12 protein-coding genes are annotated in these 16,424 nt (G+C 72.3%); 2 read left to right on the top strand and 10 right to left on the bottom strand.

Annotated features, from left to right (window positions below; genetic code table 11):
- Positions 1 to 245 precede the first annotated feature (245 nt).
- Positions 246 to 5,300 carry an SCO7613 C-terminal domain-containing membrane protein gene (locus tag SOM19_RS01590; protein ID WP_320484800.1) on the top strand — a complete coding sequence of 1,685 codons (5,055 nt, stop codon included), beginning with the start codon at positions 246 to 248 and terminating at the stop codon, positions 5,298 to 5,300.
- 9 nt (positions 5,301 to 5,309) lie between these two features.
- Here SOM19_RS01590 and SOM19_RS01585 read toward each other — a convergent pair whose 3' ends face one another.
- Positions 5,310 to 5,978 (bottom strand): DNA-3-methyladenine glycosylase, encoded by a 669-nt coding sequence (locus tag SOM19_RS01585; protein ID WP_320484799.1) that lies wholly within the window; start codon positions 5,976 to 5,978, stop codon positions 5,310 to 5,312.
- Positions 5,979 to 6,054: 76 nt separating this feature from the next.
- Between SOM19_RS01585 and SOM19_RS01580 the strand changes: the two genes are divergently transcribed.
- Positions 6,055 to 7,713: an MFS transporter gene (locus tag SOM19_RS01580; protein WP_320484798.1), complete on the top strand. Its 1,659-nt coding sequence runs from the start codon at positions 6,055 to 6,057 to the stop codon at positions 7,711 to 7,713.
- Here SOM19_RS01580 and SOM19_RS01575 read toward each other — a convergent pair.
- The 9 genes from SOM19_RS01575 to SOM19_RS01535 form a co-directional block, all read right to left on the bottom strand.
- On the bottom strand, positions 7,695 to 9,107 hold the full coding sequence (locus SOM19_RS01575) for a hypothetical protein (protein WP_320484797.1): 1,413 nt from the start codon (positions 9,105 to 9,107) through the stop codon (positions 7,695 to 7,697). The two genes, SOM19_RS01580 and SOM19_RS01575, sit on opposite strands and share 19 nt — an antisense overlap.
- Positions 9,097 to 9,843 (bottom strand): TIGR03943 family putative permease subunit, encoded by a 747-nt coding sequence (locus tag SOM19_RS01570; RefSeq protein ID WP_320484796.1) that lies wholly within the window; start codon positions 9,841 to 9,843, stop codon positions 9,097 to 9,099. The genes SOM19_RS01575 and SOM19_RS01570 overlap by 11 nt, the downstream gene beginning before the upstream one ends.
- A complete protein-coding gene (locus tag SOM19_RS01565; RefSeq protein WP_414683618.1) occupies positions 9,836 to 10,858 on the bottom strand; it encodes a permease in 1,023 nt (340 codons plus the stop codon). The genes SOM19_RS01570 and SOM19_RS01565 overlap by 8 nt, the downstream gene beginning before the upstream one ends.
- The gene (locus SOM19_RS01560; protein WP_320484795.1) at positions 10,845 to 11,255 is read right to left on the bottom strand and encodes a Fur family transcriptional regulator; all 411 of its coding nucleotides are present in this window, start codon (positions 11,253 to 11,255) and stop codon (positions 10,845 to 10,847) included. The genes SOM19_RS01565 and SOM19_RS01560 overlap by 14 nt, the downstream gene beginning before the upstream one ends.
- Positions 11,256 to 11,302: 47 nt before the next feature.
- On the bottom strand, positions 11,303 to 12,172 hold the full coding sequence (locus SOM19_RS01555; protein WP_320484794.1) for a metal ABC transporter permease: 870 nt from the start codon (positions 12,170 to 12,172) through the stop codon (positions 11,303 to 11,305).
- On the bottom strand, positions 12,169 to 12,987 hold the full coding sequence (locus SOM19_RS01550; protein WP_320484793.1) for a metal ABC transporter ATP-binding protein: 819 nt from the start codon (positions 12,985 to 12,987) through the stop codon (positions 12,169 to 12,171). Before SOM19_RS01550 ends, SOM19_RS01555 begins: the two co-directional genes overlap by 4 nt.
- On the bottom strand, positions 12,984 to 13,964 hold the full coding sequence (locus tag SOM19_RS01545; RefSeq protein ID WP_320484792.1) for a metal ABC transporter solute-binding protein, Zn/Mn family: 981 nt from the start codon (positions 13,962 to 13,964) through the stop codon (positions 12,984 to 12,986). The genes SOM19_RS01550 and SOM19_RS01545 overlap by 4 nt, the downstream gene beginning before the upstream one ends.
- Positions 13,965 to 14,026: 62 nt before the next feature.
- On the bottom strand, positions 14,027 to 15,391 hold the full coding sequence (locus SOM19_RS01540) for a dihydrolipoamide acetyltransferase family protein (protein WP_320484791.1): 1,365 nt from the start codon (positions 15,389 to 15,391) through the stop codon (positions 14,027 to 14,029).
- 22 nt (positions 15,392 to 15,413) lie between these two features.
- A complete protein-coding gene (locus SOM19_RS01535) occupies positions 15,414 to 16,379 on the bottom strand; it encodes an alpha-ketoacid dehydrogenase subunit beta (RefSeq protein ID WP_320486641.1) in 966 nt (321 codons plus the stop codon).
- Positions 16,380 to 16,424 lie beyond the last annotated feature (45 nt).

Genomic DNA, 16,424 nt, shown 5'->3' with positions numbered 1-16,424 from the left:
CCGGACGGTCCCACCCAAGATCCCTTGTCTGCACCCCACGACTCAGACGATCGTTTCCGATCGAGGAGGAGTGGGATACGTACTGCGTGCTGGAGTGCGCGCAGACAAAGAGTCAGTCTAGCACGGACGACCAGCACTCCCCGCGCCGTGAGGTCCGTCCGGCTCTCCACAGGTTCCGCAATATGCGGCAGCGGGCATCCAGCGAGTGCCACCATGAGACACCGCGACCTTCAGGGGAGTGTGCCATGGCAAACCCAGACGAATCGGCGATGTGGCCGGGATCTCCCTACGATCTAGCCGACACGCATCTCTGCCCCGCCTGCTTCTCGACGCTCACCAGCACGACATGCGGTCACTGCGGCCTCGTGCTGACCGATCCCCGCGCACTGCGACTGCTCGAACTCGGTCGCACGATGCTCGGGCTCGAGAGCGAGCGCCAGCAGGTCATCGACCAGATCCGGCTGGCCCACGTCGCGGCGCCGCCGCTTCCGGTCGCGACCCCCGAGACGGCGTCGTGGATGCAGCCCTCCGCCGCCGCGCACGCGGCGATTGCGGGCCCGGTCGAGCTCGAGCGCACCCCCGAACAGCCCGCTGAAGACCTGCAAGAGGCGGTTCTCGCGGAGCCGGCACCGCTCCACGCCGCCGAAGCGCCCGTGTCCGCACCCACGCCGATCGCCGCGCCCGTCTCCGTGCCACCGGCCCCCGTGCCACCGATTCCGATGCCGCCGGTCGAGGCGGCTCCCGTGATGCCCGCACCTGCAGACCCGGCTCCCCCCTCGACGGCGCCGACCGGGGCATCCGTCCTGCCCGCTGCCTCGGACCGCAGGCTCACGGTCCCGGTCCTGCTGCTCATCGTCGGCGTCTCGCTCGTCGGAGTGGCCGCCGTCTTCTTCCTCGGCCTGGCCTGGTTCGTGGCCGGCATCCAGGTGCGTGCCCTCATCATCGGCGGCATCACGGCTGCCGCGATGGTCGGCGCCTCGCTGCTGCGGCGCCGCTCGCTGACGGCGACGGCCGAGGCGATCGCCGTGCTCGGGGTGATCCTGCTGGCGCTCGACGCGTATGCCGTGCGCGCCAACGACTTCTTCGGCACGGCCGACGTGGACGTCGCTCTGTACGCCGGCGTCTCCGCGCTGGTGGTCGGCGTGATCTGCCGCCTGTGGTCCCTGGTGTCCCACCTGAGGGGTCCCGACCTCGCCGCGACGCTCGCCCTGCCCACCGGGCTCGGCCTGCTCGTGGCCGGGCTCCTTCCGTTCGACATCGCCGCCGCAGTCGTCGGCGGACTCGTCGGTGCGGCGCTGGGCGGGCTCCTTCATGCACTGCCCGCACCCTGGTCGGCTGCCCGCTCCCGGCAGGAGTCGCTGCCGGAGCGCATGACGCTGGCGGTCATCGGGGTCGCGGCGACCGTGGTGGGAGCGGCCGTGGCGCTGGCGATCGGCCTCGACACGATCCCGGGTCAGCTCGTCGCGGCTCTGGCCGTGATCGCGGTCGGCGTCGCCCACGCGGTGCTGCTGCGACCGCGCGACGGCGTGGAGCCCCTGCCCGCCGCCCCGGTGCTCTCCGGCGTGGCCTCGGCCACCGCTGCCGTCGTCGCCACCTCGCTGGGGTGGCAGCTCTCCCGCCTCAGCGATCTGCCGGTGTACTCCGCGCTCGCGTGGCCGGTCGTCGCCGCCGCGGTGGCGGTGGGACTCGACCGGTGGTCGCGTCCGGGACGCGCCCTCCTCCCCGCGCGCATCGCCTCGGCCGCCGTCGCCGGCGTGAGCGTCCTCGCGCTTGTGTTCGCGTGCCTGCGCAACGGCGTCGAGCGGATCGGCGAGTCGTGGACGATCTGGCGCACCGACGTCCTCCCGACGACCGGCATCGAGAGCGGCAGCGCTCTCTCGGCGATCGCGGCGGTCATCGTGGCGGTGCTCGTGTTCCTGGCTCCGACGCTCCGCCGTCCGGGCCTCCGCGACGCGCGTCCCCTCGTCGCCACGGTGCTCGTGATCGCCGGGGCGCTGGGCACCGGCATCCCGCTCCTCATCGTCTGCGCCGCCATCGCCGTCGCCATCGGCGCCGTCGTCGCCCTCGCCCGCGGGGGCAGCCGCATCGGCTGGGGCGTGGCCGCGGGCCTCGCCGCATCGACCGCGTTCGTCGCGGGCGTCGCCTCGCCGTGGCTGTGGACGGTCGGCGTGCTCATCGCGATCGCCGTCCCGATCGCAGCCCGGCTCGTCGTGCGTCCGGCCGAGGCCGGCGCGATCGTGCTCGCCGTGGCCCCTGTCGCGATCGCCGCGGCGGCCGCGGTGATTGCTCCGGCCGCCATCGCCGCGGTGACGGCAGCCTCCGCCGATGCCGGCGCTGCGCCCGTGCTCCTCCAGTGGGTCGCCCTCGTCGCCCTCGCCTGTGCGGTCGCTCTGCGGCTGGACGCGCCCAGTCGCACCGCCGTCGCCCTCTCCTCGTTGGTGCTGCTGCTGTCGTCCTTCCTCGGCTTCGTGCTCGGCCCGTTCGGGTCCGTCGCCGGCGTCACCGTCTCGGAGGTGCTCGGCGAGCCGCTTCTCGCGATCGTCCGCTGCGCAGCCCTGGTCGTGCTGCTCGTCGTCATCGCGCTGCGACGCACTCGGATCGCTCCCCAGCCCGCCGTGGTGGCAGCCGCGCTGGTTGCGCCATTTCTCGGCTCGGCCGCGGCGGCTGTTCTCGACGCCTTCGATGTCGTGGACGACGTGACGTCGCTCGTGATCGCCGGCACCGCTGCCCTCGTCGTCTGGGCGGGCGCCCTCCTCCCCGCTCGGGCATTCGGCACCGGCGATGCGCCGTCCGGCCTCTTGCCCGCGACGGCCGGAGACCCTCACCCCGCCCCCGCCCTTGAGGAGACCACGCAGACGGTCGAGCGCATCGCCGCACGCCCCACGCCGTACCCCGTCCTCGCCCGCCGCGCACTCGACATCGGCGCCCTCGCCACCGCCGTCGCCGCGGTCAACCTCCCCGTGCCGTCGACCCTGGCCTGGGCGCTGGTCGCCGTGATCTCCGTGGCGCTGGCCGGGGCATCCGTCGGTCGCAGCTGGGCGGGCCCGCTCTCCGCCGGCGGGACCGGACTGCCCGAGGCGCGCTTCGCCGGAGTCCCGCTCCGCGCGGCCCCCCGCCGTCTGCTCGCATGGCCGGCCTTCGCCGCCGCAACGGCCGCACTGTGGGTGGGACTCATCAACGCGGACGGGTACGAGCTCGAGGCGTTCGTCCTCCCACCCGCGGTGGGGCTGCTCCTGTTCGCCGCCGTGCTGGTGTGGCTGCGACGGCGACCGGAGGCATCCGTCGCCATCGGCCTGTCGTTCGCGCTCGGGCTCGTGGCCCCCGCCCTCGACGCGGTCCTCGGCTCGGCCGTGCGCGGCACGGCGGCGGCCCTGGCAGCGGCCGCCCTCACGATCGTCCTGGCATGGAGCCCGCTCCGTCGCTCCCGTGGGCCCGCGGTGGTGGGCGCCGCCACGGCGCTCGTCGCGCTGGGGATCGTCGCGGCGTCGCGGGCGTCTCTGCCGCCCGTCGAACTTGCGTGGCTGCTGCTCCTGGTGGCCACAGCGTTCGCCGGCGCGACCGGGTTCGTGCTCGCTTCCCGGGCGGTGACCACCACGGCCCTTCCGTCGTTCCGCGCGGCAGCGATGTTCGCGGTGGTCGTCCCGCCGCTCGCCCTCGCCGTGGCCGTCGCGGCGGCGCTGGCGTGGGTGGACGATCCCCTCGTTCTCACGGTGGCCCTCGGCGTCCTCGGCGGACTCCACCTCGCATCGGCGGCGCTGGACCGGCTCCCTCTGGGCGCGGCCACCCGCTGGACGGCGTTCGCCGGCGCCGTCGTCGCGGCGTCGGGCGCCCTCGCCTGGGGCGGGGTCCGGGCCGTCGAGGCGGTCAGCCTTCCCCTCGCCGCGGTGCTCCTCGGCGGCGCGGCGCTGGCGATGTGGCACCGGGCGCGGGCCGGGCGGGAGTGGCCGGGAAGCGAGCGGATCCCCTGGCTCGCCGGCCTGGTGCTGGTGGTGGCCCCGAGCGTCGCCGCTGAGCCGAGCGACGCGCGCACGTGGCTCGTGATCGCGGCGGCGCTCCTCGCCGCGCTCGGCTGTGTCGTCGCCCCGATCGCCGGCGCCGAACGGCTGCGGACGCCGTCCGCGCTGGTGCTGACCGCGGGCGCCCTGGCGATGGGGGTCAGGGCGCTCCTGCACCCTTCGGTCGTCTCGAGTGAGTCCGCGGCCCTCGTCGCCGGCGCGGGCGCACTGCTCATCGCGGCGGCGCTGATCTGGGTGAGTGAGACGGAGTCCGCGCCGCCGATCCCGACCTGGCTGGGTGCGGCGGGTGCCGCGCTCGTGGTGCTCACGGTCTGGCTCAGCGCCGACGGCGAGCTGGCGCGCACCGCCCTGACCGCGATCGGTGCCGGGGTCGTCGGTGTCGGCGGCGCGGCGCTGCTCCGTCTGCCCCGGTGGGCGGGCATCGGCGCGGTCCTCGCCCTCGGTGCTCTCGTCGCCGCGGTGCTCGCCGTGGCCGACCGGTTCGCGCTCGTGGTCGCCGGTCCCGACAACGGGATCGAGGCCGACCTGTGGGCGCTCGTCGGACTCGGCATCATGACCGCCATCGGCGTCATGGCGCTGCGCTCCACCACGTCGTCTCTCGTCGCGCGCGCGGTCGGCGTCGTCTTCTCGCTCGGGATCATCCTGTTCACGGTGGCGGAGCTGGCGCTCCTTGGCGACGCCGACGCCGACGCGGACGCCCTGCGCACGGTCCTGACCACCACGGCCCTCACGGTGGTCGCACTCGTCGGCCATCGATGGCGTGCACGGCTCGGGCTCTCGCTCGCTGTCACCGCCGCGGCGCTCGTCGCGATCTTCGGCGCCATCGCCCTGATCCCGTTCGGCGTGCGTCCGGTCGAGCTCGTCACCGTTCCCGCCGCGCTCGGCCTGCTCTGGATCGGGGTCGAGCGGCTGCGCGCCACGCCGTCCTCTCGCACGTGGCCCACGGTCGGTCCAGGGCTCCTGCTGCTGACACTGCCCTCGCTGCTCTACGACCTCGGCCCGAGCGAACTGTGGCGGGTCGTCGGCCTCGGCGTCGTCGCGATCGCCCTCGTGGTGATCGGAGCGGTCTGGCGACTCCAGGCGCCCCTGCTTCTCGGGTCGGCTGTGCTGCTCGTCCACGCGGCCGCGCAACTCTGGCCCTGGATCTCGGCCGCCTACGTCGCGGTTCCGTGGTGGCTGTGGCTGGGCATCGGCGGCGCACTGCTCATCTTCATCGCCGCCCGGTACGAGAAGCGGATGCGGGCGCTGCGCGCGGCGTTCACGGCGGTGTCGTCCCTGCGCTGAGCGGCGGGCTCAGTTCAGCGGACCGGCGCCGCGGCCCCACCGGAACGCCGACACGGTCGGGTCGCCCGGCACCCAGAACCGCCACGGGAACGCGGCCGTGCCTGCAGGTCCGGCCACGCCGACCCGGGGGCCGGTCGCCACGTCCGGGAGGGGAGTCACGGGCAGCGCGAGCCGCGCGACCGCACCGTGCCACTCCGCGCCGGTGATCGCGTCGATGCCGTCATGCACCGGATGCCGCAGCCCCACCGCGTCACCCAGGCGACCCGGGCCGCGCGCGAGGTCGCGGGAACTCCGCGCGGCCGGCCGGCGACGGGCCGCGGCATCCGTCCCCTCCCGCACCTCGCCCCCGCGCAGCAGGATCCCGCCCGCGACGCCGGCCGGGCCGCACACGACGTTCACACACGAGTGGATGCCGTGGCTCAGGTACACGTAGAGATGGCCGGGCTCGCCCCACATCGTGGCGTTGCGCGCCGTCTTGCCCATACGGGCGTGCGAGCCCGGGTCGCCGACCGGTCCGGTTCCCTGGCCGTGGTACGCCTCGACCTCGGTGAGGCGCACCGTCACCGTCTCGCCTCCGACGACCGTGGTCAGGTGTCCGCCGAGCAGCCGCGGCGCGACCTCGGAGGGAAGTCCGAGCAGGTCCTCGCGGCGAGCGGGACGCAGGTCGGGATCAGGCATGCCGGGAGTCTACGCACCGCTGATTCACCCCCGCAGGGCGATCCCCGGCGCCAGGCGGCGACGCTAGCCTTCGGGGATGAAGCGCTGGTTCGTCCTGATCATCCTCGGGGTCTCGCAGTTCGTCATGGTGCTCGACAGCACCGTCATGAACGTGTCGATCACCACGGTGGCCGCCGACCTCGGCACCGACATCGGAGGGATGCAGGCCGCGATCACGCTCTACGCGCTCACCATGGCCGCGTTCATGCTGACCGGAGGCAAGCTCGGCGACAAATGGGGCCGCAGCCGTGCGTTCCGCATCGGCTCGGTGATCTACGGCCTCGGGTCGCTGACGACCGCCCTCGCGCCCGACCTCACCGTCCTGCTGTTCGGATGGTCGCTCGTCGAGGGACTCGGTGCGGTGCTCGTGATCCCCGCCATCGCGGCACTGGCCGCGATCAATTACTCCGGCCGTGACCGCGTCATCGCGTTCTCGGCGCTCGGAGCGATCACCGGCTTCGCCGCGGCAGCAGGACCCCTCATCGGCGGCATCATGACGACCTACTCGTCATGGCGGTTCGTCTTCGTCGGCGAGGCGATCGTGATGGCCCTCGTGCTCGTCTTCTCCGGGCGCATCAAGGACATTCCGGGCGACAAGAAGCTTCGCATCGACCTGCTGAGCGTCATCCTCTCGGCGGCAGGACTCGCGATCCTCGTGTTCGCGATGCTGCAGAGCAAGACGTGGGGGTGGCTGATTCCGCTCAACCCGCCCGAGGTCGGCGGCGTGACGGTGGCACCGTTCGGCATCTCGCCGGTGGCGTACCTGATCCTGATCGCCATCCTGGTGCTGTCGTGGTTCCTGGGGCGTCAGCGTCGCCTCGAGGCCGTGGGCCGCGTGCCGCTCCTCAAGGTGAGCCTCCTTCGCATCCCGGCACTCCGCAGCGGCCTCACGATGTTCCTCGCGCAGTACTTCGCGATCGCGGCGCTCTTCTTCGTCGTCCCGGTGTATCTCCAGACGATCCTCGGCTACAACGCGCTCGAGACCGGCCTGAAGATCCTGCCGCTGTCACTGGGCCTCATCGTCTTCTCGATCATCGGCTCGCGCCTGTCGACCGTGCGCTCAGCGCGGAACATCGCACGCATCGGTCAGTTCACCCTCGGGGTCGGGCTGTTCCTGGTCTTCGCGGCCGTCCAGCCCGACCTCGCCGACTGGCTCTTCGCCACGGGCATGTTCGTGGTCGGGGCCGGCTTCGGTCTGCTTGCCTCGCAGCTCGGCAACGTCAACATGACGGCGGTGTCGAAGGACGACACCTCCGAGGTGGGCGGCCTCCAGGGCACGTTCCAGAACCTCGGGTCGTCGTTCGGCACGGCGATCGTGGGCTCGGTCTTCATCCTGCTCCTGACTTCAGGGTTCAGCGCGACGGTGCAGTCCAGTCAGACGATCCCCGACGACGTGAAGCAGCAGGTCGCCGAGGCGACCGCGAGCGGCGCTCCGATCATCTCCGAGCAGCAGGCGGAGCAGGCGCTCCTGGATTCCGGGGCGACCGCCGACGAGGCTTCCGAGATCGCCCAGCGCTACGCCGACGTCCAGCTCGAGTCGCTCCGCCAGGCGCTGTTCGTGGTGTTCGCGATCACGGTCGTCGCGATCGTGCTCGCGCGCGGTCTTCCCGCGACGATCCCCGTGCCCGCGGCAGCGGGCTCCGGCGACGACCCCGACGCGGACGAGGACGACCCGGATCAGGTCGCCGGCACCTGACACCACGAGATGGACGAGCCGGCGAGCGCGACGACGTCGGCGCCGTCCGCCAGCTCGAGCGCGCGGGTCTCGGTGCGCTCGGGGAGCGGCAGCTGATAGGTGTCGTAGGCGTTGTCCACCGCATCGGGGGCGACCAGCACGGCGGCATACCGGGCACTCGGCGACACGCACACCTGGAGCACCGCATCCGTCGCCGGCACCTCGGTGAGCAGCCGCGTCGCGCCGTCGTCCGCGACGATCGAGATGGAGGTCTCCCCGGTCGGAACCCCGTCGCCGTCGAGCACGGCGGCCGTGCGGATCGTCGAGCCGTCGGGCAGCGGTGTCACGGTGCTCACGCCGCCGAGATCCTCGTCGGCCGCGACGAGCGGCTCTTCCGCCGCGTTCGTCAGGTCGATCGTCGTCATCTCCTCGACGCGCTCGACGACGGCCTCCGAGGAGCCGCGGGCGATGCCCTCGATCGCCATCGCGGTGCCGAGCGCCGTCGCGCCGGCGCCGTCGGATCCGGTGAGCAGCAGCGAGCCGTCGAACGACAGCAGCAGGATGCTGTCGGTGTCGGGCACGAACCGCCAGCCGGCCACACGAGGATCGGCGCCCTCCAGCGTGATCGCCGTGGACTCGTCGTCGGCACCGCGCAGCGACACCGTGAAGAGCATGCTCTCGCGCCCGCTGTCGGCGGAGAGGTCGGCGTCGGAGAAGGTGTACCCCACCACGTCTCCGCGGTCGGCGCTCTGCAGGTTCGACACGAAGCCGTCCCCGGGGAGGGGCAGCTCCCGGAGGTTCTGTCCGTCGAGGTCGGTGACGATGAGACCCGCCTCGTCGTCCTCCGTGCGCACCGACACCACGAGGTGGGTGGCCGTCGCACGGAAGTCCTCGATGTGCGGGTGCGTGAACACCGCAACGGCGTCCTCGCCCGACAGTCCGGTGCGGTAGATGGTGTCCCCGTCGATTCCGCGCTGGAGGAGCTCGACCTGCGCCGCCGGGGTGCGGAACGACTCGCTCAGCGTCGCGGTCGGGCCGCCGCCGAGCGACTCGACCCCGGCGACTTCGACGGTGTACTCGGTGTCGTCCCAGAGCGGCAGTGCGAAGCGCACCCCGATGCTGCGTCCCGACGTGTCGACGGCGAAGGGCGTCGCGGGCGTGACGGTGACCTGCGACGGATCGATCTCGGCGAGCGACTGGGTCGTGGTGATGATGAGACGGGATCCGGATCCCGCGACCGTGGCCGCCGGATCGACCTGCACATCGGTCACCCGTGGTCCCTGGGCGACGGTCGCCGCGGCGCCGGCGAGCCCCACGACGAGGAGGACCCCGACGACGATGGCGAACGCCGAGGCGAAGGCACGCCCGCGGCGCCGTCGGCCGTGGGCGCTGCGCGTGGCCGGCTCAGAACTCATACGGGTCCGCAGGCTCGGGGATCTCCTCGACCGTGGCCGCATCGATCTCGAACTGCCCGTCGGAGGTCGCCCGCACCGTGCCGGTCACGGTGACCCACTGCCCCGTGGCGGGGATCGGCTCTCCGACGACCGGCACACTCGCGGGCTGCGCGTCGATCACGCAGTGCGTCACCACGAGCCGCGTGAGGTCGAAGTCGCCGCCGTCGCCGGGCGTGACGAACCCGGTCAGCTCGATCGGGTCGCCGTCGAAGGCATCGGGGTTGGTGGCCGTCGCGAACACCGTGGCCCATTCGCCCACGCCGAACGATGACGTGTCGCCCGTCGCGGCGAGGGTGACGGCATCCGCTCCCGCGAACAGCGGCGTCGCGCCGACGTCGCGCGACATGGCCAATTCGGCCGACAGCGAGGCGGGCGGCAGCACGAGGGTGAGGACGACGACACCGGATGCCGCGACCCCGCCGACGACGGTTCCCGCGATCGCCGCCGGGTGGTCGTGGTGATGGTCCTCGTCGCCGTGGTCGTGTCCGTGGTCGGACTCCGCCCCGAGCGGGAGGGCGAACGTCGCCACCGCGCCGACGAGCACCACGACGGCCATCGACACGGCGAACCAGGTCGAGTCGGGGTTGATGTACAGGCCGAGACGGCCGGTGGCGGCGAGGCCGAGGGTGACGACGGCGAGGATCGCGGCGAGCCCGACGCCGAGCCACCGCGTGCCGATCCACTCCGCCCTACGCAAGGAGATTCACCACCGTGCCGATCGCGAAGGCTGACAGCAGTACCACCACCACGATCCCGGCGATCGTGCGGGTCGTGAAGGTCGTGCGCATGAGCGCGATCATCTTGACGTCGACGAGGGGTCCGACGAGCAGGAACGCCACGATCGCGCCCGGGGTGAAGGTCGAGGCGAACGACAGCGCGAAGAAGGAGTCGACGTTCGAGCAGATCGCCACGATCATCGCGAGCGCCATCATCGCCACGATCGACAGGGCAGGGTTCGAGCCGATCGCGACGAGCGCCTCGCGGGGGATGAGCACCTGCACGGCTCCGGCGAGCGCCGAGCCGATCACGAGCGCGGGCATGACGGCGCGCAGCTCGATCACGAACTGGGCCAGCGTGCGACGGCCGCGGCCGCCCGGCTCGTGCACGACGAGCTCGCACGTGTCGCGGAAGCGGTCGGTGAGGAGCGCATCCGGCGACGGGTGGCGGCTGTACAGCCAGCCGATGAGGTTCGCGATGAGGTAGCCGCCCACGAGGCGCGCGATGAGGATGCCGTCGCTGAAGCCGAACGCCTGGTGCGTCGTGATGATCACGATCGGGTTCACGATCGGCGCCGCGATGAGGAACGTCATCGTCTCGGGCACGCTGAAGCCGCGCATCAGCAGGCCGCGCGCGAACGGCACGTTGCCGCACTCGCACACGGGCACGACCATGCCGAGCAGGGAGAGCACGGCGCGCCGGGCCCAGGCGCGGCGCGGCATCCATCGCTCGATCACACCGGGGGGCACCCACACCTGCACGACGATCGAGAGGACCACGCCGAGCGCGACGAACGGCAGCGACTCGATGAGCACGCTGATCGCGAGCGTCAGGCCGTCCTGGGCGCGGGTGGGGAGGGATGCCGGGAACAGCGTCGGGGCGACCGCATCGACGATGAACAGCGCCAGGACGACCGCCGCACCGATCGAGAGTGCGACGAGGGTCCGGGCCGGACGCGTCGGCGCCGCGGCGGGGCGGAGATCAGTCCGCGTCACGCTCGTCCCGGGCCTTCGCGCAGGAGGCGCAGAGCCCGAAGATGTCGACGATGTGCTCGGCCTCGCGGAAGCCGTGGCTCTCGGCCGTGCGCTTCGCCCACTGCTCGACGTCCGTCGCCTCGATCTCGACGGTCAGTCCGCAGGAGCGGCAGATCAGATGGTGGTGGTGGCCGGTGCTCGTGCAGGCCCGATAGAGCGCTTCGCCGTCGGGGCTCTGCAGCGAATCGGCGTCGCCCTGCGCCGACAGTCCGGCGAGCGTGCGGTATACGGTGGCCAGCCCGATGCCGGTGTTCTCGTCGCGCAGGGTGGCGTGCAGCGACTGTGCGCTCACGAAGCCCCGGGCGTCGACGAGCGCCTCGCGCACGCGCTCGCGCTGCCACGTGTTGCGCTGGACCATGCCCGGGAGTCTACCGGCGGGGTCTGTGCGTCGGCCGGGCGCCGGCGTCATGCGTGCACCGGCGCGCGCGTCACCAGACCCCGGCGCGAGCCGACGACGCGGCACACGAGGTAGATGACGAACGAGATCGTCGTGATGTACGGGCTCACCGGCAGTGTGCCCATGATCGCGAGCAGGATGCCGCCCACGGCCGAGACGAACCCGAAGATCGCGGAGAGCACCGGCACGGCCAGAGGTCCGGTGGCGATGCGCATCGCCGCGGCGGCCGGCGTCACCAGCAGTGCCATCACCAGGAGCGCGCCGATGATGTGCACCGCCACGGCCACGATGAGCCCGAGCAGCAGCATGAACCCGAGCGACACCGCGGTGGTGGGCACCCCGCGAGCGGCCGCGGACTGCGGGTCGAGCGAGTCGAAGCGCAGCGGGCGCCAGATCGCGAGGAGTCCGAGCAGCACGATCGCGCTGATCACGGCGAGCCATCCGAGCTGCCCCGTCTGCACCGAGACGATCTGCCCGGTGAGCAGGCTGAACCGGTTGGCGCTGCGGCCGTCGTAGAGCGACAGGAACAGGATGCCGAGGCCCAGCCCGAACGGCATCAGCACGCCGATGATCGAGTTGCGGTCGCGCGCGCGGGCGCCGAGCCAGCCGATGAGCGCGGCCGCGATGAGCGACCCCACGATGGAGCCCGTGACGACGTCGACCCCGATCAGCAGCGCGGCGGCGGCACCGGCGAACGAGAGCTCGCTGATCCCGTGCACCGCGAAGGCCATGTCTCGCTGCATCACGAGCACGCCGATCAGGCCGCCGACGAGCCCGAGCACCGCGCCCGCCCAGACCGAGTTGGAGACGAGCGCCAGGATGTCGCCGTACACCGGGAGGCCGCCGAACATGGCGTCCTGCACGTCGTCCCAGTTCATCCGTGCACCTCGTCGTGGTGATGATGGTGGGATTCCTCGGCATCGGGCGCCCCGACCACGACCAGCCGATCCCCGGCGCGGAGCACGAACACCGGTGCGCCGTAGAGGTCGCTGAGCACGCGCGAGTTGAGCACCTCGTCGGGCGTGCCGAGCGTGAACCGGCCGTTCGCGAGGTAGAGGATGCGGTCGACCTTGCTGAGGACCGGGTTGATGTCGTGGGTGACGAGCAGCACGGCGGCGTCGTTGTCGCGGCGATGACGGTCGATCAGTCCGATGACGGCCTGCTGATTGGCGAGGTCGAGGCTGGTCAGCGGCTCGTCGCACAGGAGCAGCCCGGGATCGTCGGCGAGCGCCTGGCCCGCGCGGAGCCGCTGCTGCTCACCGCCCGACAGCTGGCCGACGGGCCGGTCGGCGAAGTCCTCGGCGCCGACCGCTGCGATGAGCGCGTCGACCCGCTGGGCGTCTCCCCGTCGAGGGATCGGCAGGCCGAAGCGGTGGCCCGAGACGCCGAGGGTCACGAGGTCGCGCCCCCGCAGCGCCGTGTCCGGGGGCAGCGGCCGCGATTGCGGGAGATAGCCGATGCGGCGGTTGCCGCGACCGCGCACGGGCTCGCCCAGCACGCTGATGGTGCCGCCGCTCAGCGACTCCAGACCGAGGATCGCCCGCAGCAGCGTCGTCTTGCCGGAGCCGCTCGGCCCGAGGACGGCGATGAGCTCGCCCGGCTCGACGGTGAGGTCGAGCCCGCTCCACAGTTCCCGATCGCCGCGCCGGAGCGAGGCATCCCGGATCTGCAGCGCGGGGGGAGCGGCGCTCACGCGCTGAGCGCGCCGCTCAGCGCCTCGATGTTCGCCTGCATCCACGAGATGTAAGTCTGGCCCTCGGGGAGCGTTTCTGAAAACGCGATGCTCGGGATGCCGCGACCATCGGCCTCGCCGACGATCTGCGCGGTCTCGACGCCGGCCGTCTGGGTGTTGGTGATCACGACGCGCACGTCGCCGTCCTCGAGCAGCGCGAGCGACTCCAGCAGGGTCGCGGGCGGGACGTCCTGGCCCTCCTCGACGGCTTCGCTGAAGGCATCCGGCGTCACGTTCTCGAGCTCCGCTGCGGCGATCAGGTAGAACGGCACCGGCTCGGTCAGGAAGACCTGCGCCCCGGCGTGCGCCGCCGCGATGTCGGCGAGCGATCCCTCAAGGCCCTCGATCTCGGCCGCGAACGCCTCGGCGTTGGCCGTGAAGGCGGCGGCGTCGTCGGGGCTCAGTTCGCCGAGCTCGGCGGCGACGGCCTCGGCGACGTGGACGACGGTGTGCGGGTCGTACCAGACGTGCTCGTTGAAGCCCTCGACGTGCCCGTGGTCGCCGTGCTCGTCGTGCTCGGCGTCAGCTTCGCCCTCGGCCTCGGCGTCGTGGCCCGCGTTCTCGGGCCACTCGTGCGAGAACTCGACCGCCGTCACCACAGGCGCCTCGCTGCCGTTCGCCTCGATGAGGGCGTCGACGAACCCGTCGTAGCCTCCGCCGTTCTCGACGATGAGGTCGGCCTCGGCGACGGTGAGCTGGTCGCGCGCGCTCGCCTCGAACGAGTGCGGATCCTGGGTGTCGTTGGTGATGATCGCCGTGACGTCGACGAGGTCTCCGCCGATCTCCTCGACGATCTGACCGTAGACGTTGGTCGACGCGACGACGCTGATCCGGCTGTCGTCCTCGCCGGCCGCCGGCGTTCCCGCACAGCCTGCCAGTGCGAGAGCGGATGCCGCGGCCAGGCCGAGCAGGGTCGAGGTGCGTCGTGCGGAGGTCATGCCTCCACCCTAACGCTATTGATAATCGTTCTCAAACCGGCGGTCGCGCGGCGTCGACCGTGTCAGTCGAGCAGCAGGGCGGGCTCCTCGAGGATCGAGGCGACGTCCGCGATGAAGCGCGACATCCCGTCGCCGTCGATCACGCGGTGATCGAACGAGCCGGCGACGGTCGTGACCCAGCGGGGGCGCACCTCGCCGTCGACGACCCACGGCTTCTGGCGGATGGTGCCGAGCGCGACGATGCCGGACTCGCCGGGGTTGATGATCGGGGTGCCGGCATCCATCCCGAACACGCCGATGTTGGTGATGGTGATCGTGCCGCCGTGCTGGTCGGCGGGCGTCGACTTGCCTTCGCGGGCCGTCAGCGTGAGCTTCTCGAGCGATCGCGCGAGGTCGCGCAGCGACAGGTCCTGCGCGTCCTTGATGTTGGGCACGAGCAGACCGCGGGGCGTCGCCGCGGCGATGCCGAGGTTGACGTAGCGGCGCACGCGGATCTCGGCTCCGCCCTCGGCCTCGACCCACGCCGCATTGACCATCGGCGTGCGTCGCACGGCCCAGATCACGGCGCGCGCCATGATCAGCAGCGGCGAGACCTTGATGTCGGCGAAGTCCGGCGACGCCTTCAGGCGCTTGACGAGCTCCATCGTCCGCGTGGCATCGACGTCGGTCCACACCGACACGTGCGGCGCGGTGTACGCGGACTGCACCATGCCGCTGGCGACGGCCTTGCGCACGCCCTTGACCGCGATGGTCTCCTCGCGGGCCTCGTCTGCCGGGGGCACGGGCCGAGGGGAGGGGACGGATGCCACGGCCACCGCCGCGACCGGGATCGTCTCCTCGCGCACATCGCCCCAGTCGGGCGTCTCGATGTTGCGGAACACGCTGGCCTGCGACGCCTGGCGCACGACGTCCTCACGGGTGACCTCTCCGGCGGGCCCGCTCGGCGCGATGTCGGCGAGATCGACGCCGAGGTCGCGCGCGAGCTTGCGGATCGGGGGCTTGGCGATGACGCCGACGGATGCCTCGACCCGCTCCTGAGCAGTGGCGGCGGGCTTGCGGCGGCGCGACTGCACCGGACCGCCGGTGCCGTAGCCCACCAGCACCGCACCGTCGCCCTCGGCCGCCGCAGGCTCGGCCGGCGCGCCGTGCTCGGTCTGACCGACGGTGGCCGGGCCCGCGGCATCCGCTCCGGAGGCGATCGTGATGATCGCGGCACCGACGTTCACGGTCTCGCCCTCGGCCACGAGCAGATCGCCGACCGTCCCCGCGAAGGGCGACGGCAGCTCGACCAGCGACTTCGCGGTCTCGATCTCGACCAGCACGTCGTTGACCGCCACGGCATCGCCGGGCGCGACGTGCCACGACACGATCTCGGCCTCGGTGAGACCCTCGCCGACATCGGGAAGGACAAAGGTCTGGGTGCTCATCCGAACTCCTTGGGGGTGGGACTCAGTACGCGAGGGCACGGTCGACGGCCTCGAGGATGCGGTCGGCGTCGGGCAGGAAGGCGCCTTCGAGCTTGGCCGGCGGGAACGGGGCGTCGAACCCCGAGACGCGCAGCACCGGGGCCTCGAGCGCGTAGAAGGCCTTCTCCATCACGGTCGCCGCGACCTCGGAGCCGAGGCTGGTGAAGCCCGGCGCCTCCTGCGCGTAGACCATGCGCCCCGTGCGTCGCACCGAGTCGAGGATCGGGCCGTAGTCGATCGGCGACAGGGACCGGACGTCGATGACCTCGCAGCTCGTGCCCTCGGACTCGGCCAGCGCGGCGGCCTGCAGCAGCGTCGTCACCATGGCGCCGTGGCCGACGAGCGTGACGTCGGTGCCGCGGCGCACGATGCGGCTCGCGTGCAGGGGCAGGGCGCGCGCCGACGTGTCGACCTCGCCCTTCTGCCAGTACTTGCTCTTGGGCTCGAGGAAGATCACCGGGTCGGGCGACGCGATCGCATCCTGGATCATCCAGTACGCGTCGTTCGGCGTCGACGGGCTCACCACGCGGAGGCCCGGCGTATGCGTGAAGTACGCCTCGGGGCTCTCCTGGTGGTGCTCGACCGCGCCGATGTGCCCGCCGTAGGGGATGCGGATCACAACGGGCATCTGCAGGACGCCCTCGTGGCGGTTCGTGATCTTGGCGAGCTGCGACGTGATCTGGTCGAACGCCGGGAAGACGAACCCGTCGAACTGGATCTCGCACACCGGGAGGAATCCGGCCATGGCCAGGCCGATCGCGGTGCCGACGATCCCCGATTCGGCGAGCGGCGTGTCGAGCACGCGGCGATCGCCGAACTCGGCCTGCAGCCCCTCGGTCACGCGGAACACGCCGCCGAGCTTGCCGATGTCCTCGCCCATCAGCAGCACGCGGTCGCTTCCCGCGAGCGCTGCGCGCAGGCCGGCGTTCAGCGCACGGCTGATCGGCATCGTGGTGACGGTGCCGGCCTCCGGCGCCGTGGGCTCGGTCAGCGA

This window comes from Microbacterium sp. CFBP9034 (genome assembly GCF_034045255.1).
Lineage (GTDB): Bacteria > Actinomycetota > Actinomycetes > Actinomycetales > Microbacteriaceae > Microbacterium.
This window is presented reverse-complemented; position numbering and strand designations above follow the sequence as displayed.